This window comes from Aeromonas sp. S19(2024) (assembly GCF_041402625.1).
GTDB lineage: Bacteria > Pseudomonadota > Gammaproteobacteria > Enterobacterales > Aeromonadaceae > Aeromonas > Aeromonas caviae.
This window is the reverse complement of sequence record NZ_JBGLQU010000005.1, coordinates 342917-362536: the sequence shown is the minus strand read 5'-3', so window position 1 is coordinate 362536 and position 19620 is coordinate 342917. Positions and strand designations below refer to the sequence as shown.

Annotated in this window: 22 protein-coding genes and 1 other RNA gene; 17 read left to right on the top strand and 6 right to left on the bottom strand. The window is 60.0% G+C overall.

Annotated elements, in window-relative coordinates; all coding sequences use genetic code 11:
* Positions 1–68 precede the first annotated feature (68 nt).
* Together ACB037_RS13340 and ACB037_RS13335 are read right to left on the bottom strand one after the other, a co-directional pair.
* Positions 69–1427, bottom strand: coding sequence for a Do family serine endopeptidase (locus ACB037_RS13340; RefSeq protein ID WP_042015057.1), 1359 nt, complete (start codon positions 1425–1427; stop codon positions 69–71).
* Positions 1428–1508: 81 nt separating this feature from the next.
* Positions 1509–1889: a YhcB family protein gene (locus tag ACB037_RS13335; protein ID WP_010675856.1), complete on the bottom strand. Its 381-nt coding sequence runs from the start codon at positions 1887–1889 to the stop codon at positions 1509–1511.
* A 139-nt stretch (positions 1890–2028) separates the two neighbouring features.
* Here ACB037_RS13335 and zapE point away from each other — a divergent pair, with 139 nt between their 5' ends.
* The 8 genes from zapE (at position 2029) to ACB037_RS13295 (ending at position 8211) form a co-directional block, all read left to right on the top strand.
* On the top strand, positions 2029–3123 hold the full coding sequence (gene zapE, locus ACB037_RS13330) for a cell division protein ZapE (RefSeq protein WP_371175422.1): 1095 nt from the start codon (positions 2029–2031) through the stop codon (positions 3121–3123).
* 266 nt (positions 3124–3389) lie between these two features.
* A complete protein-coding gene (rplM, locus tag ACB037_RS13325) occupies positions 3390–3818 on the top strand; it encodes a 50S ribosomal protein L13 (protein WP_005336289.1) in 429 nt (142 codons plus the stop codon).
* 14 nt (positions 3819–3832) lie between these two features.
* Positions 3833–4225, top strand: coding sequence for a 30S ribosomal protein S9 (gene rpsI / locus ACB037_RS13320; RefSeq protein WP_005336286.1), 393 nt, complete (start codon positions 3833–3835; stop codon positions 4223–4225).
* 299 nt (positions 4226–4524) lie between these two features.
* Positions 4525–5115, top strand: a complete 591-nt coding sequence (gene petA / locus ACB037_RS13315; RefSeq protein WP_010675854.1) for a ubiquinol-cytochrome c reductase iron-sulfur subunit — start codon at positions 4525–4527, stop codon at positions 5113–5115.
* A gap of 2 nt (positions 5116–5117) precedes the next feature.
* The gene (locus ACB037_RS13310; protein ID WP_010675853.1) at positions 5118–6335 is read left to right on the top strand and encodes a cytochrome bc complex cytochrome b subunit; all 1218 of its coding nucleotides are present in this window, start codon (positions 5118–5120) and stop codon (positions 6333–6335) included.
* Entirely contained in the window at positions 6332–7066 is a 735-nt protein-coding gene (locus tag ACB037_RS13305) for a cytochrome c1 (protein WP_104454878.1), read from the top strand. Before ACB037_RS13310 ends, ACB037_RS13305 begins: the two co-directional genes overlap by 4 nt.
* 87 nt (positions 7067–7153) lie before the next feature.
* Complete coding sequence (gene sspA / locus ACB037_RS13300; protein ID WP_039040485.1) at positions 7154–7783, top strand: stringent starvation protein SspA; 630 nt, start codon at positions 7154–7156, stop codon at positions 7781–7783.
* On the top strand, positions 7780–8211 hold the full coding sequence (locus ACB037_RS13295; RefSeq protein ID WP_029314842.1) for a ClpXP protease specificity-enhancing factor: 432 nt from the start codon (positions 7780–7782) through the stop codon (positions 8209–8211). The genes sspA and ACB037_RS13295 overlap by 4 nt, the downstream gene beginning before the upstream one ends.
* A gap of 44 nt (positions 8212–8255) precedes the next feature.
* Here ACB037_RS13295 and dolP read toward each other — a convergent pair whose 3' ends face one another.
* From dolP to ACB037_RS13275, 4 genes are read right to left on the bottom strand one after another with little or no spacing between them, the layout of a single operon-like run.
* Positions 8256–8834, bottom strand: coding sequence for a division/outer membrane stress-associated lipid-binding lipoprotein (gene dolP / locus ACB037_RS13290; RefSeq protein ID WP_010675849.1), 579 nt, complete (start codon positions 8832–8834; stop codon positions 8256–8258).
* A gap of 4 nt (positions 8835–8838) precedes the next feature.
* Positions 8839–9429 carry an SIS domain-containing protein gene (locus ACB037_RS13285; protein WP_010675848.1) on the bottom strand — a complete coding sequence of 197 codons (591 nt, stop codon included), beginning with the start codon at positions 9427–9429 and terminating at the stop codon, positions 8839–8841.
* A 9-nt stretch (positions 9430–9438) separates the two neighbouring features.
* Positions 9439–9834, bottom strand: coding sequence for a YraN family protein (locus tag ACB037_RS13280; protein WP_371175421.1), 396 nt, complete (start codon positions 9832–9834; stop codon positions 9439–9441).
* On the bottom strand, positions 9752–11542 hold the full coding sequence (locus tag ACB037_RS13275) for a penicillin-binding protein activator (RefSeq protein ID WP_049637188.1): 1791 nt from the start codon (positions 11540–11542) through the stop codon (positions 9752–9754). Before ACB037_RS13275 ends, ACB037_RS13280 begins: the two co-directional genes overlap by 83 nt.
* A 199-nt stretch (positions 11543–11741) precedes the next feature.
* Here ACB037_RS13275 and rsmI point away from each other — a divergent pair, with 199 nt between their 5' ends.
* The 9 genes from rsmI (at position 11742) to lfhA (ending at position 19500) form a co-directional block, all read left to right on the top strand.
* Positions 11742–12575, top strand: a complete 834-nt coding sequence (gene rsmI, locus ACB037_RS13270; RefSeq protein WP_069652269.1) for a 16S rRNA (cytidine(1402)-2'-O)-methyltransferase — start codon at positions 11742–11744, stop codon at positions 12573–12575.
* A gap of 62 nt (positions 12576–12637) precedes the next feature.
* Positions 12638–13024, top strand: an RNA gene (gene rnpB, locus ACB037_RS13265) — RNase P RNA component class A.
* Positions 13025–13243: 219 nt separating this feature from the next.
* Entirely contained in the window at positions 13244–14119 is an 876-nt protein-coding gene (gene lfiM / locus ACB037_RS13260) for a lateral flagellar motor switch protein LfiM (RefSeq protein ID WP_371175420.1), read from the top strand.
* Positions 14120–14126: 7 nt separating this feature from the next.
* Positions 14127–14504: a lateral flagellar motor switch protein LfiN gene (lfiN, locus tag ACB037_RS13255; protein ID WP_041211834.1), complete on the top strand. Its 378-nt coding sequence runs from the start codon at positions 14127–14129 to the stop codon at positions 14502–14504.
* Positions 14504–15238: a flagellar type III secretion system pore protein FliP gene (gene fliP, locus ACB037_RS13250; RefSeq protein WP_041211833.1), complete on the top strand. Its 735-nt coding sequence runs from the start codon at positions 14504–14506 to the stop codon at positions 15236–15238. Before lfiN ends, fliP begins: the two co-directional genes overlap by 1 nt.
* Before the next feature lies 1 nt (position 15239).
* The gene (fliQ, locus tag ACB037_RS13245; RefSeq protein WP_041211832.1) at positions 15240–15509 is read left to right on the top strand and encodes a flagellar biosynthesis protein FliQ; all 270 of its coding nucleotides are present in this window, start codon (positions 15240–15242) and stop codon (positions 15507–15509) included.
* On the top strand, positions 15506–16288 hold the full coding sequence (gene lfiR / locus ACB037_RS13240) for a lateral flagellar biosynthetic protein LfiR (RefSeq protein WP_104452187.1): 783 nt from the start codon (positions 15506–15508) through the stop codon (positions 16286–16288). Before fliQ ends, lfiR begins: the two co-directional genes overlap by 4 nt.
* Positions 16285–17421 (top strand): flagellar biosynthesis protein FlhB, encoded by a 1137-nt coding sequence (gene flhB / locus ACB037_RS13235; protein ID WP_041214022.1) that lies wholly within the window; start codon positions 16285–16287, stop codon positions 17419–17421. Before lfiR ends, flhB begins: the two co-directional genes overlap by 4 nt.
* Positions 17422–17424: 3 nt before the next feature.
* The gene (gene lfhA, locus ACB037_RS13230) at positions 17425–19500 is read left to right on the top strand and encodes a lateral flagellar biosynthesis protein LfhA (protein ID WP_371175419.1); all 2076 of its coding nucleotides are present in this window, start codon (positions 17425–17427) and stop codon (positions 19498–19500) included.
* Positions 19501–19620 lie beyond the last annotated feature (120 nt).

The following is a 19620-nucleotide window of genomic DNA, read 5'->3' as shown; positions in this document are numbered from 1 at the left end:
TGCGGGCAGAGAATAACATTATCGATGGATAAAAATCACCCGCGGCGGTTGCCGCGGGTGTGAGGGGCTTAACGGATCACCAAATAGAGCGAGGAGTCACCGCGCTGGATGTTCAGCGCCAGGACTTCCGGCTTGTTTTTCAACACCTTGGTCAGTTCACCCATGGAGTTGATGCGCTGGCGATTGACTCCGATGATGATGTCACCCTTCTGCAGGCCGGAGGCGGCTGCCGGTGAGCGGGGATCGATGTCGGAGACTGCCACGCCGGTCACGGGGTCCGTGGTGGTGCTCAGCTTGGCCCCTTCCAGTGCCGGATGCAGGGCGCTGGCCAGGATCTCGCTGTCATCCGCTTTCTTCAGGGTGACCTTGACGGTCTGCTCCTTGCCGTCACGGATGAGGCCGAGCGAGACCTGCTTGTCGGCCCCCATGGTGGCGATTTTGGCACGCAGCTCGCCGAAGGAGCGGATGGGCTTGCCATCGATGCTGATGATGATGTCGCCTGCCTTGATGCCTGCCTTGGCGGCGGCGGAGTCAGGCATGACCTGGTTGACGAAGGCACCGTCCTTCTTGTTGTAGCCGAAGGTCTTGGCGATTTCGCTGGTGAGCTCGGTGCCGGTGATCCCCAGCTGGCCACGGCGTACTTCGCCGTATTTCACGATCTGCTCGGAGAGATCGCGCACCATGTTGGACGGGATGGCAAAGCCGATGCCGATGTTGCCGCCGTTGGGGCCCAGGATGGCGGTGTTGATGCCGATCAGCTCCCCGCGCAGGTTGAGCAGGGCGCCGCCCGAGTTGCCGGAGTTGATGGCCGCATCGGTCTGGATGAAGTTCTCCAGATTTTCGATGTTGAGGCCGCTGCGACCCAGGGCGCTGACAATGCCGGAGGTGACGGTCTGGCCCAGGCCGAACGGGTTGCCGATGGCCAGCGCGTAGTCACCGACTCTCAGCTCGTCGGAGTCGGCGAACTTGATCTGCACCAGATCCTCGGCCTTGATTTGCAGCAGGGCGATATCCGACTGTTTGTCTTCCCCTATTTTCTTGGCCGCATACTCACGGCCATCCTTCAGGTTGACCTTGATCTCGTCCGCCTCGTGGACCACGTGGGCGTTGGTGATCACGTAGCCTTTCTTGGCATCGATGATGACGCCGGAACCAAGCGCCTGGAAGGGCTGCTCGCTCACCTGCTCGTCAGGCATGTTGGGGCCGAAGAAGAAGCGGAATTGTTCCGGCAGGCGCTGGCGGGTGATCTTCTTGCCAGAGACGGAGATGTTGACCACGGCAGGGGTCACCTGCTCGAGGACGGGGGCCAGGCTCGGCATCTCCTGGTTGTTCGCCATCAGGGGCAGTGCGGCCTGCGCCGGTGCTGAGGACATGGCGATACCGACACTGAGGGCTAAGACACTGAATACAGAAAGAGATTTACGCATATGAGAAACAGCTCCCAGAAAAAGTTGCAGTGCAATCGTCAAGGTCTGACCACGATAAAGCGTAATTAGTTCAACCGACGATCAGCCCGGCTGCTTGAGCAGGCCGGACGCACCGGCGTAATCGCGGGGAGGAAGGCCCGGCTCCTCGCTGTTGGCGGCATCGCCTGTTTCTTCCACTTCGGGTTCGCGGAACAGTGGTTCCTGTACCTTGGCCAGGAACTTGCTCTGTTCCGCCATATGGCGATAAAGGGTCTGGTACTGTTCGGCCAGTTGCTCCATCAGGGCTGCGCTGTCGGCGAAGTGGGTGGTGATCTGCCCCTGGTAGCTTTCCAGCTCCTTGTGGGCTTTTTTCAGCTCCTGTTCCAGGCGTCCGGCATCCCGGCTACGGACAGAGAAGCGGCCGATCAGCACGCCGATGATCAGGGCGGCGATCGCCAGCAGGATCCCGTTAAACAGAGTCATAGAAGCTCCTTGTTACAGCTAACACGATGAATTTGAAGCGGTCGGATGGACCGCAACGCCTCGTTGGCACTATACCGTGCCCCCCGAGAGCGTGATACCATTTTGTCCCTCATTCAGGGACTTGGAGGCGGTTTACAGGATGACCCCGCAGCAAAAATATCAGCAGGATTTGCAGCGCCCCGGCTTTGTGGCCGATCCGGCCCAGGCCATGGCAGTCGCCCGCCTGGAGCGACTCTATCAGGATCTGTGCGCAAGCCCGACTCCGACCAGATCCCGTGGCCTGCTGGGTTGGCTGCAAAAGCCGAAAACCCGTGACCCCGTCCAGGGGTTATATATGTGGGGCGGTGTGGGCAGAGGCAAGACCTGGCTGATGGATACTTTTTTTGAGAGCCTGCCGGGGGAGCGCAAACTGCGCATCCACTTCCACCGTTTCATGCACCGTGTGCACGACGAGCTCAAAGGGCTGACCGGTCAGTCCGATCCGCTCAAGCTGATCGCCCGCAAGCTGGCCGACGAGACCGACGTCATCTGCTTCGACGAGTTTTTCGTCTCGGATATCACGGATGCCATGCTGCTCGGCACTCTGTTCCAGGAACTCTTTGGCCATGGCGTAGTGCTGGTGGCCACATCCAACATTCCCCCTCAGGATCTCTACCGCAACGGGTTGCAGCGTGCTCGCTTCCTGCCTGCCATCGCGCTTATCGAGCGTCACTGCGAGGTGATCAATGTCGATGGCGGCGTCGATTACCGGCTGCGAACCCTGGAACAGGCAGAGATCTATCACTCCCCGCTGGATGAGCAGGCCAGGAGCAACCTGGATCGTTATTTCAGCCAGTTGACCGGGATTGGGCAGGTGACTGCCGCTGCACTGGAAGTCAACCATCGCCAACTGAGTGCACTGGGCGTGGGGGAAGGGGTGCTTTATATGGAGTTTGAACAGCTGTGCTGTACTCCCCGCTCCCAGGGCGACTACATCGAATTGGCCCGTGAGTTCCACACTGTCCTGCTGGCCAATGTGCAACCCATGGGCAGCGGCACGGATGACGCGGCCCGCCGCTTCATCGCCATGGTGGACGAGTTTTATGAACGGCATGTAAAGCTCATCATATCGGCGGCGGTCCCCATGACCGGGCTCTATGGCGAAGGCTTGCTGAATTTCGAATTCAAGCGTTGCCTTTCACGGCTTCAGGAGATGCAATCGCACGAATACCTTGCCAGAGTGCACCTTCCTTAGTCACAATACCGCGCCTGCCAGTCGGATGGGCATCTGCGGCAGGTAGGGCCGGGCGACATTTGCTAGCTTCATGGCAGTGAAATTAGCAGGTGATATTTAAGGCAACTTCACTTATAATCGCCCGGCCCACGTTACAGCTGTCGATAAGACAGCAACACTTTAAGCTTTACTTGTATTCGAAGGGGTACAGGTAGGCCATCGTTTGTTGTTTGTGGGAGAGCCCCCATAAGCAATTGGGTCTGTAACAGGTAATTGGGTTTAACTTAATGAAAACTTTCGTTGCCAAGCCAGAAACCGTAAAACGTGACTGGTACATTGTGGACGCAGAAGGTAAAACTCTGGGTCGTATCGCAACCGAGATCGCTGCTCGTCTGCGTGGTAAGCACAAAGCCGAGTACACTCCGCACGTTGACACCGGTGACTACATCATCGTTGTAAACGCTGAGAAGGTACACGTAACCGGTAAGAAATTTACCGACAAAATGTACCACGCTCACTCCGGTTTCCCGGGTGGTATCAAGTCCATCAGCTTCGACAAGCTGATTCAGCGTAAGCCGGAAATGGTAATCGAAGCTGCCGTCAAGGGCATGCTGCCGAAGGGCCCGCTGGGCCGTGCCATGTTCCGTAAGCTGAAAGTTTACGCAGGCGCAGAGCACGCTCATGCTGCTCAGCAACCTCAAGTACTGGATATCTAACGGGAACTGGCAACATGGCAGAAAATCAATACTACGGTACCGGCCGTCGCAAAAGCTCCACTGCTCGCGTATTCATCAAAGCGGGTAGCGGTAAAATCGTAATCAACCAGCGCTCCCTGGAGCAATACTTCGGCCGTCCGACTGCCCGCATGGTAGTTCGTCAGCCGCTGGAACTGGTCGAGATGACCGAGAAACTGGATCTGTACATTACCGTTAACGGTGGTGGCATCTCCGGTCAAGCTGGTGCGATCCGCCACGGTATCACTCGTGCTCTGATGCAGTACGACGAGACCCTGCGTTCCGAACTGCGTAAAGCTGGCTTTGTTACTCGTGATGCCCGTAAGGTTGAGCGTAAGAAAGTCGGTCTGCACAAAGCGCGTAAGCGTCCGCAGTACTCCAAGCGTTAATTCGCTTTTGGTACGCACTCTCAGGAGTGTCAAAAAAGCCTGGCAATTTGCCAGGCTTTTTTTATTGGTAATGTTACATGTGGCAATGCTAAGCATACGTCACAAAAGACAAAAAATTGTGTATTTATTGTTTTTGCCCATCGACTCCCTTTCTTGTCAAATTGTTATCTTTTCTTTAAAATTTCCATGGTCTTTCTGTGTCAATTGCCACTCCGCTTCCATCGCAGTTGTCAGAGGGAGAGGAGAAGTAAACAGGGACACTATAAGAATGAGCGGAGTCCACATGGGAGAGTTTTTGGATGAGCAATGCGCCAGTTGATACCGGTCGCCGCAGATTTCTTACCTGGTCAACGGTTGCCGTTGGCGGTGTAGGAGCTGCTTTTACCGCAGTGCCGTTTATTAAGTCATGGAATCCGAGTGCCAAAGCCAAGGCGGCAGGGGCCCCGGTTGAAGTGGATATCAGCAAGCTGGAGCCGGGTCAGCTGATCCGCGTCGAGTGGCGTGGCAAACCGGTCTGGGTGGTGAAGCGCACCAAACAGACGCTGGATGCTCTGGCTGCACACGATGACAAGCTGCGGGATCCTGCGTCAGACGAGCCACAGCAGCCGGACTATGCCCACAATGGCTACAGATCCATCAAACCGGAAATCTTCGTGGCCGTTGGCATCTGCACTCATCTGGGATGCTCCCCGTCCTATCTGCCCGACAGCTTCGGCGAGCAGGTCCAAGGGGTAACTTCCGGCTTCTTCTGCCCCTGCCATGGCTCTAAATTCGACATGGCTGGTCGAGTGTTCCAGGGCGTCCCCGCACCGCTGAACCTGGTCATTCCGCCATACCAATTTCTTAGCGACACCACCATTCTGGTCGGTGCCGATGGCAAGGAGGCCTGACCATGTTTGCCAAACTCATGGGCTGGATCGATGATCGTTTCCCGCTCACGGCCATGTACAACGACCATATGGCCAAGTATCCGGCGCCCAAGAACCTGAACTTCTGGTACTTCTTCGGCTCGCTTGCCATGTTGGTGCTGGTCAACCAGATCATCACCGGCATCTGGCTGACCATGAACTACAACCCTTCGGCGGAAGGTGCCTTCGCTTCCGTGGAATACATCATGCGGGATGTGGATTACGGCTGGCTGCTGCGTTACATGCACTCAACCGGGGCATCCGCCTTCTTCATCGTGGTCTACCTGCACATGTTCCGCGGCATGATCTACGGCTCTTACCAGAAGCCACGGGAACTGCTGTGGATCTTCGGCATGCTGATCTTCCTGGTGCTGATGGCCGAGGCCTTCATGGGTTACCTGCTGCCCTGGGGGCAGATGTCGTTCTGGGGGGCCCAGGTCATCATCTCGCTGTTCGGTGCCATCCCCGTTATCGGTGACGATCTGACCCTGTGGATCCGGGGGGATTATGTCATCTCGGGTGCGACCCTGAACCGCTTCTTTGCGCTGCACGTCATCGCTCTGCCGCTGGTGCTGGTGATGCTGGTGGCCATGCATATCCTGGCGCTGCACGAGGTGGGCTCCAACAACCCCGATGGCATCGACATCAAGAAGCACAAGGACGAGAACGGCTGGCCACTGGATGCGGTCGCGTTCCACCCCTACTTCACCGTGAAGGACATGATCGGGGTAGCCGGTTTCCTGTTCTTCTTCTGTGCCATCATCTTCTTCAAGCCGGATATGTGGGGCTATTTCCTCGAGAAACCGAACTTTGAGGTGGCCAACGGCCTGAAGACACCGGCGCATATCGCTCCGGTCTGGTACTTCACCCCCTTCTACGCCATCCTGCGTGCGGTGCCGGACAAGCTCCTGGGGGTCATCATGATGGGCCTCTCCATCGTGGTGCTGTTCCTGTTGCCCTGGCTGGATCGCTGCAAGGTGCGCTCGGTGCGTTACCGCAGCACCCTGCACAAGCTGAACATCGCCCAGTTCGTGGTCTGCTTCATTATCCTGGGGGTGCTGGGCGTGCTGCCATCAACCCCGACCCTGACGCTGATTGCACAACTCTGTACTCTGGGTTATTTCGGATTCTTCGTCCTGTTGTTCTTCTACAGCAAGAATGAGAACACCAAGCCGCTGCCGGAGAGGGTGACATTCAAATGAAAAGAATAATTTTTGCAGTGCTGGCCCTGCTGCCTGGTCTGGTGTTGGCCTCTGGCGGTGGCTTCCCTCTCGACAAGGCGGAGTACGATCTGAGTGACAAGGCATCCCTGCAACGGGGGGCCGCCACCTTCATGAACTACTGTGCCGGCTGTCACTCCACCCAGTACCAGCGTTATAACCGGGTGGCGGCCGACATTGGCATTCCGGACGATCTGATGAAGGAGAACCTGGTCTTCACCGGCGCCAAGATCGGCGATCTGATGAAGAGCGCCATGTCCGAGAAGGATGCTGCTCGCTGGTTCGGCGCGCCGCCCCCCGACCTGACCCTGGTTGCCCGGGTGCGTGGTGCAGACTGGATCTACACCTATCTGCGTTCCTTCTATGTGGACGAAACCCGTCCATTCGGGGTGAACAACGCCGTCTTCCCGTCCGTGGGTATGCCCCATGTGCTGGAGCCGTTGCAGGGGACGCCCCGCGCCGAGTTCAAGACGCACACCCTGGATGGCGTGGAGATGCAGCAAGTCGTCAGCATCAAATCTGACGGCAACGGTGAAATGAACAACGAAGAATATGATCAGACGGTACTGGATCTGGTAAACTTCTTGGTCTACTCGGCTGAGCCGGTGCAGCAGGAGCGCGAACGCATGGGCTTCTGGGTACTCGGATTCATCGCTATCTTCTTCATCTTCACTGTGCTGTTGAAGAAGGAATTCTGGCGCGACGTTCACTAAGCGACCAGATCGGAGTAATATGACGCACGGCAATGAAGACAGACATGCTTCATTGCCGTTTCTGCTTTTTAATGACGGGAGGGTTCAATGGCTGTAGCTGCCAATAAGCGTTCGGTAATGACGCTGTTTTCCGGTGCCAACGATATGTTCAGCCATCAGGTGCGTATTGTCCTGGCGGAGAAGGGTGTTAGCGTGGATATCTGCCAGGTTGATCCTGCCAACCTGCCGGATGAGCTGGCCGAGCTGAACCCGTACAACACTGTACCGACTCTGGTGGATCGCGAGCTGGCGTTGTACACCTCGCGCATCATCATGGAGTATCTGGACGAGCGTTTCCCGCATCCGCCCCTGATGCCGGTTTATCCGGTCGCGCGCGGCAACAGCCGTTTGATGATGCACCGCATCGAGCTGGACTGGTACTCTCTGGCCGACAAGATCATGGCGGGCACAGATACCGAAGCCGCCCGTGCCGAGTTGCGCGACAACCTGCTGGCCATCGCCCCCATCTTCGGCGAGATGCCCTACTTCATGAGCGAAGAGTTCGGTCTGGTCGACTGCTACATGGCGCCGTTGCTGTGGCGTCTGCCGAGCCTGGGCATCGATTTCACCGGCCGTGGCGCCAAAGAGCTGAAGGCTTACATGGTACGCCTGTTCGAGCGTGAATCCTTCCAGGCTTCCCTGACCGAGGCCGAGCGCGAGATCCGTGCCGGCGTATGAGCATGGAACCGACAATGACACCCAGTCGCCCGTATCTGCTGCGGGCGTTTTTTGACTGGTTGCTGGATAACGATCTGACACCCCATCTGGTGGTCAATGCCAACATTCCCCATGTGATGGTACCGATGCAGTTCGTGCAGGATGGCCAGATTGTTCTGAACATCGCCCCCCGGGCCGTGGGCCAGTTCCACATGGACAATGACGCTGTCAGCTTCAGCGCCCGTTTCGGTGGCGTATCGCAGCAGGTCTATATTCCCATGGCGGCCGTACTGGCCATCCATGCCAGGGAGAACGGAGTAGGGACCCTGTTCCCGCCGGAGCCCGGGTATGACCTCTGGCTGGAACAGGCACAGACACCAACGTCGGTTGACCCCGAGCCGGAACCACCGCGCCCGAGCGGTCGCCCGACCCTGAAAGTCATCAAATAAAAAAACGCAGCCTGAAGGCTGCGTTTTTTCATCCTGCCAGATGGTCAATTCTGGGCAAACTCGAAGGCTTTGATCACCTGTTTAACGCCGCTGACGTGGCGGGCGATTTCCACGGCCTGATCCCCTTCCTGGCGGGTGACCAACCCAATGAGAAATACCTCGCCATTCTCGGTGACAACCTTCACCTTGGCGCTGTCGAAGTTCTTGGTGCCCAGCATGTCGGCCCGCACCTTGGAGGTGATCCAGGTGTCATTGCTGCGCACGCCGATACTGACTGGTTTGCCAAGGCGCAGCTCGTTGTAGACATGGCGAACCCCTTCAATCCGGCTCACGATTCTGCCCGCTTCCTGTTTGTAAGCGTCAGAGGGTGTCTGACCCACCAGCAGCACACGGCCGTTGTTGCTGTAGACACTGATCTTGCTGGCGGCGCTCAGGGGCTTGTTGTCGGCCAACAGGTTGGCGGCTTTCAGCTCTATGGTCTGATCGTCCCACTGGGCACCCAGGGTGCGGCGATCGCCGCTCGCCTTGGCGGTGCCAGCCGCGCCACCGACCACCACGGCAGCACAGCCTTGCAGCAGCAGGACGCCGGTCAGCAGGGCAAGAGCGAGAATAGGCTTCTTCATGGTTTCAGTCTTCCTGTTGCGGGAAAAGTGTCTGGTCGATGAGATCACAGAGACAGTGCAGGGTCAACAGGTTCACTTCCAGAATACGAGGACGGCGAGCGGAAGGAACGCGGATCTCCACGTCATTGGGGCCCAGCAGACCGGCGATCTCTCCCCCGTCTCCGCCACCGAGAACAATGATGGTCATGTCGCGGGAGAGGGCGGCCTCCGCAGCCTTGATGAGGCTGCGGCTGTTGCCTGTCGTGGTGATGACCACCAGGATGTCGCCTGGTTGTCCCAGAGCACGTATCTGTTTGGCATAGACCTCTTCGAAACCGTGATCCGTGGCGATGGCGCTGATGGTCGCCATGTCGGGCGTCAGGGCGAGACCGGGCAGGGAGGGGCGAGGCGTTTCATAGCAGTTCACCAGTTCGGAAATGAACAGCTGTGCCAATGCCGAGGAAGGACCATTGCCACATGCCATCACCTTGTGGCCATTGAGCAGGCAGATGGTCAGCATCTGGGCTGCCGTATGGATGGCATCCGGCAGTGCTTCGGCGGCAGCTATCTTGGTCTGGATGCTTTCGGTGTAATTCTCTTTGATGGGATCAGTCATGGGGTCCTCTTAAAACGCGTTCTGGATCCAGTCCGGCTGGTCGCCCTCGAACGCGATCACATCGAATCGACAGGCCTGGTTGGCCTCATTGATGGCATGGTGCTTGAAATAGTGGCGCGCGGCCAGCACGATCTTGTGCTGTTTGCGCCGGGTGACCGAGCTGGCTGCACCGCCATGGGTGGCGTTGGCGCGATATCTCACTTCAACGAACACCAGGGTCTCTCCCTGGCGCATGATGAGATCGATCTCGCCGCCACGGCAGCGGTAGTTGCGGGTCACGGGTTGCAGGCCGCGGGCCTGCAACCAGCGTTCCGCTATTTGCTCAAAGTGTTGTCCCTTGCTCGTCGCTGCCGACGGCAACAGGTTCAACCACTGCTGGTGAAGTTGTGTCAGTAGCCTCTTCATGAGTCGCATCCTCCAGCTGGGGGGCGGCGCTGTCGCTGACCAGCTTGCCATTCTGGTAGGTGGCCCAGTCCAGCATGCGCACTATGTTGCCCTGGGGATCCACGCTGAGCTGGCCACTCATGCCGGGTTGCTGCATGGCATTGACCTTGCGCATTTGCGGCAGGTTGCCTGCCAGGCTGACGGCATCGTAACCGAGGGCGAACAGGCGCAACAGGTCGCCCTGGGTCTGGGGCCAGAGCAGGGCAATCTGTTCACGCTGCGTCTCGAAGCCACCCAGCAGCAGTGGCATGTCGGAGATATGCATACCGTTGAGCTCGGATGCCACCTCGGTCGTCCCGCCGTCGTATCCCCGCGAGCTGCTGTAGATGGGCAGGCTGCCCATGGGGTTGACCGAGATGTCCACATAGGGCTTGATCATCCGGGTTTCCAGGCTGTTGGCCACCACATAGACGGCGTCGATGCTGCGCGGCGCGGCATCGGACAGCTGGACAATCTCCCCGGCTCGTGCGGTGGAACGGCCGCTCAGAGCGTTCTTGACCATGCCCTGCACTTCGTTGCGCGCCCCGAAGGTGGCAACCACGGGCTTCTCCTGGCTGACGCCGGCCCAGGCCTGCTCAAACGCCTTGATACTGCTGTAGCCAATCCGGCCTTGTGCCGCGATCAGCAGCGGCTTGCGATAGCCCTGACCATAGAGGTACTGGGCCGCCTGGCTCGCATCGGCAGCGGCGGAGAGCGAGAAATAGAAGGTGTTGTCGTTGACGATCGGCTTGTCCAGCTCGTTGAGCGCCAGCACCGGCACGGTCGGATTCGACTTGAGCAGCTCCTCCACCTGATCCTTGAGCAGGGGGCCGATGATCATGTTGGCCCCTTCCTGAATCGCCTGCTTGTAGAGATCCCCCATCGCCTTGCCCTGGGTATCGTAGAAGTTCAGGGTGAACTGGCTCTGATTTTCCTTGTAGGACATCAGCATGCCGTTGCGGATGGCGGCGCCCTGGGCTTCCAGGTTGCCGGAGAGCGGCAGGAAGACGGCGATCTGCTGCAGCGAACCGTTGTCCGTGATAGCGAGATCCCCAAGGCCGGCCGGCATGTCGCTCTGGGCAGGGTGGTTAGGGAAGCTCTGCTTCCAGCCGGCAAGCTGGCGGGCCAGCTGGCTCGGCTGTGCCCCGAACTCGTTCACCAGCGCCGCCAGTCGCAGCCAGCCGGTGGTGACATCGGGAGCTGGCTCCTCTTCGAGCGCCTGCAGGGTGGAGGGGGTCATGCTTTTCAGCAGTGACCAGATCTGCTGGTGATTGGTGGCCAGCTCATTCTTGGCCAGATAAGGTTCCAGCAGGATCAGCGACTTGGCCGCACCAAACTTGTTGTTGATGTCGAGCTGCAGCACCACGCGCTGGCGGTACCAGTCCTTCTGGGTATCGGCATCCAGCACCACATCCGGCTTGCCTTCCAGCAGGATCAGCGCCTGGTTGGCGTTGCCCTGGGCGAGCAGCAGGTGTGCCTGCAGCAGTTGCAACTGCGCCTGCTGCACCGGGCTCTTCGCCTGCTTCTGCAACTGCTGATACAGAGCGGCAGCCGGTTTGGCCTGGCCGAGCGCCAGATAGCTGCGCGCCGCCATCATCTGCCACACGAAGGCCTCTGCCGGTTTGGCGGGATCCACTTGCTCCAGATACCACTGGGCATTCTTGGTCAGATCCGAGAAGGCTGACGGCATGCCGGGTTGTCCGGAAGATTGATTGGGCTCCGACGCACAGGCGGCGAGCAGGACTGCCGCGAGTAGGATGCCGAAGAGTCGTGATACACTTAGCTGCTTTATAACCCGGTTCAAGTTCATTCCCCGACCAGTGTTGAAATTCTCCATAGTGTAAACGGGCCAATATGGCGACACAATTGTCGGGACACTCGGAGCTCCCATGAGTGACATCCCAACCCTGTATATAGTCCCCACTCCGATCGGCAATCTGGCCGACATCACCCAGCGAGCACTGGACGTGCTGCGCAGCGTCGATCTGGTGGCCGCCGAGGATACCCGGCATACCGGGATCCTGCTCAGCCACTACCAGATCTCGGTACCGACCTTTGCCCTGCACGATCACAACGAGCAGCAAAAGGCGGATGTGCTGATCGCCCGCATCAAGGAGGGCAAGAGCGTGGCCCTGGTCTCCGATGCGGGGACGCCGCTCATCAGCGACCCCGGTTATCACCTGGTCACCCGTTGTCGCGAAGCCGGGGTCAAGGTGGTGCCGCTGCCCGGTCCCTGCGCCGCCATCACGGCGCTGTCCGCCGCCGGGCTGCCCACCGACCGCTTCGCCTTCGAGGGTTTCCTGCCGGCCAAGGCCAAGGGGCGGGATGATCGCCTGCAAGCCGTCATCGAAGACACCCGCTCTCTGGTGTTCTACGAATCGCCGCGCCGGGTGCAGGATACCGTGGAAGCGATTGCTCGCATCCTTGGCGAGCGCCAGGTGGTGGTGTGCCGCGAGCTGACCAAGACCTTCGAGTCCATCCACGGTCTGCCCGCCTCCGAGATGCTGGCCTGGCTCGGAGAGGACGATAACCGTTGCCGCGGGGAGATCGTGCTGGTGGTCGCCGGTGCCAGCAAGGTGGATGATGAGTTGCCTGCGGAGGCGATCCGCACCCTGGGCCTGCTGGTCGGCGAGCTGCCCCTCAAGAAGGCTGCAGCCCTCACCGCCGAGATCCACGGGGTGAAGAAGAACGCCCTCTACAAATACGGTCTCGAGCACTATTAATTGCCGTAAACCGGAATTGACGGTTTACCCCGTCCGTCTCGCGAGGCTATAATCCGCGCCTCGGAGTTGGCTGGGCAATCGCTGCTTCGTCGTTGTGTCCCTCGGGACAGACGGGCGGAGGGGAGGAAAGTCCGGGCTTCACAGGGCAGGGTGCCAGGTAACGCCTGGGGGGCGCGAGCCTACGACCAGTGCAACAGAGAGCAGACCGCCGATGGCCCGCAAGGGATCAGGTAAGGGTGAAAGGGTGCGGTAAGAGCGCACCGCGCGACTGGCAACAGTTCGTGGCACGGTAAACTCCACCCGAAGCAAGACCAAATAGGCCCCTATTGGCGCGGCCCGCGTTGGGGGCGGGTAGGTTGCTTGAGCCAGCGAGCGATTGCTGGCCTAGAGGAATGATTGCTACCCGGGGCAACCCGGTACAGAACCCGGCTTACAGGCCGACTCCGACCTCTTTCTGGTAAGTGATTACCTCGAAATCCCGGCACCTTTTGGTGCCGGGATTTTTATTTTCGGCTGGTCACGCGGTCGCGTGGCGCCTTTTGGGGTTTTGTAATAAAGTTCTCGCCCCTTTCGGTCGCTCTGTGTCGTCTGGGCTATCGGTATCGATCATGGAGCCGGCATGTCTCCATGCAGCAGGACGAGATGAAAATGGCAAAGGTGGATTTGTAATGTCATCAAGCGGCGTAATGCACACCCCTTCCCGGTTGATCTGTGCCGAGCGGGGCAGAGCCCTGCCTCAATATGACTTGCTGGGGGTCGAGAGGGCCAACCAGGCTCGTCTCAGGCAACTCAACACCCAACTGAGCGTCTTTTCCCAGCAGGCGTCGGGCTGCATGGCCCAGTTGTTCAATGCGGCGGATTGCGATCTGGGTTACCAGGACTTTTCTTCTGCGTTGCCGCAAGAGGAGGATGATCATCAGGTCTGGGTCGAAGCCCGTACTCCTCTGGATGCCCAGCGTGTCGCCTTTTTCTCCATCTCTCCTGCGGTCATCTATCGGCTTGCCGTGCTGTTTTTCGGCGGCACTCTGCAACACAAGGGGGCCACGGCAGCCCATGGCAGGGGATTGACCGACACTGAACAGCGACTGCTGCTGCGGCTGTGCCAGTACCAGGTGGAAATCTGGTCGACCTGTCAGGGGCAGGGAGACCTCTCCTGGCAGCTGAATCTGATCTCCCGGGAAGCCCTGCCCGCAGGCCCGCTCTGGAAGGCGCAGGCCAGTATGCTGGCCGGTGGCAGCCAGCACGATTGGCAGTTCTGGCTGGCGCCCCCTGAAGAGGCGCCCGGTATCGCTGAAGGTCAGCGTGTGCAGGTGGCGCAACTGGAAGAGGCGTTGATCCAGGTGCCGGTGCGGCTGCGGGTGGTCATGGGACAGATGTCCATGACGCTGGCGGATCTCGAATGCCTCAAGGTGGGAGACGTGCTCTCGCTGGATTTACCCGAGGTGGTGCCGGCCCTGACCGGCCAGCGCCCCTGTTTCAATGGACGCATTGCCGAACATAAAGGCAGCCTGGTGTACCAGGTCGCAACAGTGGTAGAGGAGTAGTCGAATCGTGAACGAGCACAACATGAATGACCCGCTGGATCTGGATGGCCTGGATCAGCTGTTTGGGGACGACATCAGCATGCCGAGTGCGGCCGACTACATGGCGCCGACCAGCAGTACCAAGCAGCGGGATCTCTCCTTCTTTCATCACATTCCGGTCAAGGTGACGCTGGAAGTGGCCAGCACCGAGGTGGCGCTGGGCGAGCTGATGAAGGTGGAAGAGGGGGCCGTCATCGAGCTGGACAAGCTGGCGGGCGAGCCGCTGGATGTCCGCGTCAACGGGCGCCTGCTGGCCAGGGGCGAGGTGGTGGTGGTCAACGGCAAATACGGGCTGCGGCTGGTGGACGTCGTGGACACCAAATTGCTGGGCGGCATGAACGACTGATGCGTTACCTGCTGGTTGCCCTGCTCCTGCTGGCGTTGCCGAGCTGGGGCGCGGACATGACGCTGTTCTCGGTATCGCCGAGCGAAGCTGGGGGAGAGGACTACAGCGTCAAGCTGCAGATCCTCTTCTTCATGACCCTGCTGGGTCTGCTGCCGACCCTGCTGCTGATGATGACCAGTTTTACCCGGATCATCATAGTGCTGGCCATCCTGCGTCAGGCCCTGGGATTGCAGCAAAGCCCACCCAACCGGGTGCTGATCGGCATCAGCCTGATCCTGACCCTGGTGATCATGAGGCCGGTCTGGACCGAGATGTACCAGAACGCCTTCGTGCCATACGACCAGAACGAGATCACCCTGACGGAGGGGCTGGCCCGCGCCGAAAAACCGCTGCGCCAATTCATGCTGGCCCAGACCCGGGAGCCGGATCTCGAGCAGATGCTGCGCATCTCCGGAGAGCCGACCACCCTCGCCAAGAGCGAGGTGCCGTTCGGCGTGCTGTTGCCGGCCTTCGTGCTGAGCGAGCTGAACACCGCCTTCCAGATAGGTTTCATGCTGTTCATCCCCTTTCTGGTCATCGATCTGGTGGTCGCCAGCGTGTTGATGGCCATGGGGATGATGATGCTCTCCCCTCTCATCATCTCGCTGCCATTCAAGTTGATGGTCTTCGTGCTGGTGGATGGCTGGTCCATGACGGTCGGTACCCTGGCGGCCAGTTTCGGCGGGGGAGGCTGACGTGACCCCCGAGCAGAGTGTGGCCCTGGTGGGCGGGGCCGTGAACCTGGTGGTCATCATGGTCTCGGTGCTGATCGTGCCCGGTCTCATCGTCGGGCTGGTGGTCAGCATCTTCCAGGCAGCGACCCAGATCCAGGAACAGACACTGAGCTTCCTGCCCCGTTTCATCGTGACCCTGCTGACCCTCATCTTCACGGGAAACTGGCTGCTGTCGCAGATCACCACCCTGTTCGCCGACCTGTTCCAGAAGATCCCCGGGCTTATCGGATGAACTCCCTGCTGTCGTTCAGTGCGGCCGAGCTGACCGCCTGGCTGGGACAGTGGTGGTGGCCCTTCATTCGCATCGCGGCCGCCTTCTGGGTGATGCCGGTATTCGGCGACGGCCGGGTGCCTGCACAGGTTCGCATCCTGCTGGCCTTCGTCATCAGTCTGCTGATCGCCCCCATGATGAAAGGTATGCCGGCGCTGGATCCCCTCAGTGCCGGCATGATGGTGCTGACCCTGGAGCAGTTGCTGTTCGGTCTGCTGTTCGGGCTCTGCATACAGATGCTGTTCATGGTGATGACCATGGCGGGGCAGATCCTCTCCATGCAGATGGGGTTGGGGATGGCGGTGATGAACGATCCTTCCAACGGAGACACGGCGCCCATCGTCAGCCAGATCATGCTGGTCTTCTGCTCCCTGTTGTTCCTCGGTCTGAACGGCCATCTGGTGACTTTGGATGTTCTGGTGCAGAGCCTGCGCACCTGGCCGCCGGGAACCTCGCTCTACGTCCTCGATCTGAAGGGGGTCATCGGCCTGTTTGGCTGGAGCATCGGAGCCGCCCTCATCCTGACCCTGCCTGCCGTGGTGGCCATGCTGATGGTGAACCTCACCTTCGGGGTGCTCAATCGCACGGCCCCTTCCCTGAACATCTTCTCTCTGGGCTTCCCCATGACGTTGCTGCTGGGGCTGCTCACCATGGCCATCTCCATCAGCGGCGTCCCGGCCCGCTATCTGGATCTGGTCGGTTACGTGCTGACCCAGCTCAGGGCATTGACGCCGACATGAGCCAGCACAGCGCCCAGGACAAAACCGAAGAGGCCTCCTCCCAGAAACGGCGCAAGGCGCGGGAAGAGGGCCAGATTGCACGCTCCAGGGAGTTGAGCTCGGCCGGCCTGCTGCTCGTCGGCGGTCTGGTCATGCAGTGGATGGTGCCGAGTTTCGGGCTCTTCTTTGCCGAGCTGATGAAGCAGCCCCAGCGTTTCAACTGGCAGGGGGCACGGGATCCCCAGATGATGATCCAGTGGACCGCGGACGCCCTGATCGGGATGCTGTGGGTGCTGCTGCCTCTGTTTGGCGTGCTGGCCCTGCTGCTGGTGCTGCTCAGTAGCGTGCCTGGCGGCATGGTGCTGGTCTGGAAGAAGCTGATGCCAAGCGGGGAGAAGCTCAACCCGCTCAAGGGGCTCAAGCGGATGTTCTCCACTCACAGCCTGATGGAACTCCTGAAATCCCTGCTCAAGGTGCTGCTGATCGGCGGCACCCTGGCCATGATGCTCCAGCACCAGTGGCCCACTCTGATGATGATGAACCGCATGCCTCCCCAGGCGGCCATGGAGCAGGCGCTGCGGATCCTCTCCCAGGCATTCATCTTGCTAGGCAGTGTGCAGATGCTCATCGCGGTGCTGGATGTGCCCTACCAGCGCTGGTCCTTGAACAAGCAGTTGAAGATGACCAAGCAGGAGGTCAAGGACGAGCACAAGAACAGCGAGGGGCGTCCGGAAATCAAGGCGAGGATCCGCCAGGTGCAGGGGATGCTGGCCAGGGCCCGCATCGAACAGCGTGTGCCCCAGGCCGATGTCATCATAGTGAACCCGACCCATTATGCGGTGGCCATCAAGTACGATCCCGAGCGGGCCAACGCCCCCTATGTGATTGCCAAAGGGGTGGACGGCATGGCGGAGCGGATCCGCGAGGTGGCCAAAGCCCATGACAAGCGGGTGATGAGCCTGCCCGAGCTGACCCGGGCCATCTACTACTCCACCCGGGTGGATCAGGAAGTGCCGGCGGGTCTGTACACCGCGGTCGCCTATGTATTGAACCATGTATTGCAGCTACGGGCCTATGAGGCTGGCAAGGGCAGGAAACCCAATCCCCTTGCCCCCCTGCACGTACCGCCCGAATTACGTCAACCTGAGAGGTAAGTTGTGAACTGGCGTGTCTTTACCCAATCCTATACAGCCATCCCCATGATGCTGCTGGCCATCCTGGCGATGATGATACTGCCTCTGCCAGGCTGGCTGCTGGATGCCCTGTTCACCTTCAACATCGTGCTGGCGGTGCTGGTGCTGCTGGTCTCCGTCTCGGCCCGCCGGCCCCTCGACTTCTCCGTCTTCCCGACCGTGCTGCTGGTGGCCACCCTGATGCGCCTCTCCCTCAACGTCGCCTCCACCCGGGTGGTGCTGCTGCACGGCCATGAGGGCAACGAAGCGGCCGGCAAGGTGATCCAGGCCTTCGGCGAAGTGGTCATCGGTGGCAACTACGTGGTGGGTCTGGTGGTCTTCGTCATTCTGATGATCATCAACTTCGTGGTGATCACCAAGGGGGGCGAGCGGATCTCGGAAGTGTCCGCCCGCTTCACCCTGGACGCCATGCCGGGCAAGCAGATGGCCATCGACGCCGACCTCAATGCAGGGACCCTGGATCAGCACCAGGCCCGGGCAAGACGGGAGGAGATCGCCAGGGAAGCAGACTTCTACGGGGCCATGGACGGGGCCTCCAAGTTCGTACGTGGTGATGCCATCGCCGGTCTGCTGGTGCTCATCATCAACCTGGTAGGGGGCCTGGCCATCGGCATCTTCCAGCACTCGCTGCCGGTTTCCGATGCCTTCCGCATCTATGCCCTGCTCACCATAGGTGACGGTCTGGTCGCCCAGATCCCCTCCCTGCTGATGTCCACGGCGGCAGCCATCATCGTCACCCGCGTGAGTGACGAAGGGGAGATGTCGGATCAGGTTGGCCAGCAGATCCTGGCCTCTCCTCGGGTGATCTACACGGCGGCTACCGTCATGCTGATCCTGGGGCTGGTTCCCGGCATGCCCATGCTGGCCTTCCTCAGCTTTGCGGCCGTGCTGGCCTGGACCGGCTGGAGCGTCAGCAAGCGCCGGGTGCAGGATCCCGCGCTGGATGCGGCCGAGGCGCTGACGCGCCAGATGGTGCAGCCGGAGCCCCAGGGACTGGAGTGGCAGGACCTGCCCCCGGTGGATGCGGTCGCCATCGAACTGGGTTATCGCCTGGTACCGCTGGCGGAGGCGGACAAGGGGGCCGAGCTGCTGGCCCGGGTGCGCGGTATTCGCAAGACACTCTCCGAGCAGTACGGCTTCCTGCTGCCCGAGATCCGGGTGAGGGACAACCTGCAATTGCAGCCGGATGAGTACCGCATCAAGCTCTCCGGCATCCCTTTGGCCTCGGGCAATGTGGATTGCCAGCGGTTGATGGCCATCAGCAGCGGTGAGACCTATGGCGCCCTGGATGGCGAGCTGACACAGGATCCTGCCTATGGCATGAGTGCGGTCTGGATTTCGCCGGACAACAAGGCCAAGGCCCTCAATCTGGGCTACTCGGTGGTGGATTCCGCCACCGTCATCGCGACTCACGCCAGCAAGCTGCTCAGGGAGCAGCTCGACGGCCTGTTTGGTCATGACGAGGTGGGCAAGCTGGGTCAGCATCTGGCGGCCCAGTCCCCCCGTCTTGCGGAAGAGCTCAATCTGGCCCTGACCCAGATGCAGCAACTGCGGGTCTTCCGCCAGTTGCTCAAGGAGCAGATCAGCCTCACCGACATCCGCACCATCGCCACCACCTTGCTGGATGCGAGCGAGCTGACCAAGGATCCCGTCCTGCTGGCGTCCGATGTGCGCTGCGCACTGAAGCGCCAGATCGTCAGACAGGCGATAGGGTCCCGCGACGTGCTGGCGGCCTTCACCCTGGATGACCGGCTGGAGCAGACCTTGCTGACGGCCATGAGCCAGTCACAGCAGCAGGGCAAGATCCAGCTGGACAGCTTCCCGGTGGATCCCCAGTTGCTGGCGCAGTTGCAGCAGAACATGCCGCTGGTGAAGGAGCAACTGCAGCAACAGGGATATGCGCCCGTGCTGGTGGTGATGCCCCAGCTCAGACCACTGATAGCCCGTTACGCCCGTTCCTTCTCGAAAGGCCTCAAGGTGCTCTCCTATAACGAGATACCGGAAGATTTGCGAGTCGAAGTCATCGGGACTCTGGGCTGAAGTGGAATTGCCTTGGCGTCACAGGGACAGGAAGCGCCTATTCCGCATATCTGCTTGAATTGTCATATAAAGCCGCTATCATGTGACGACTTTTGACGCGATACATACTGACAGCAAAGA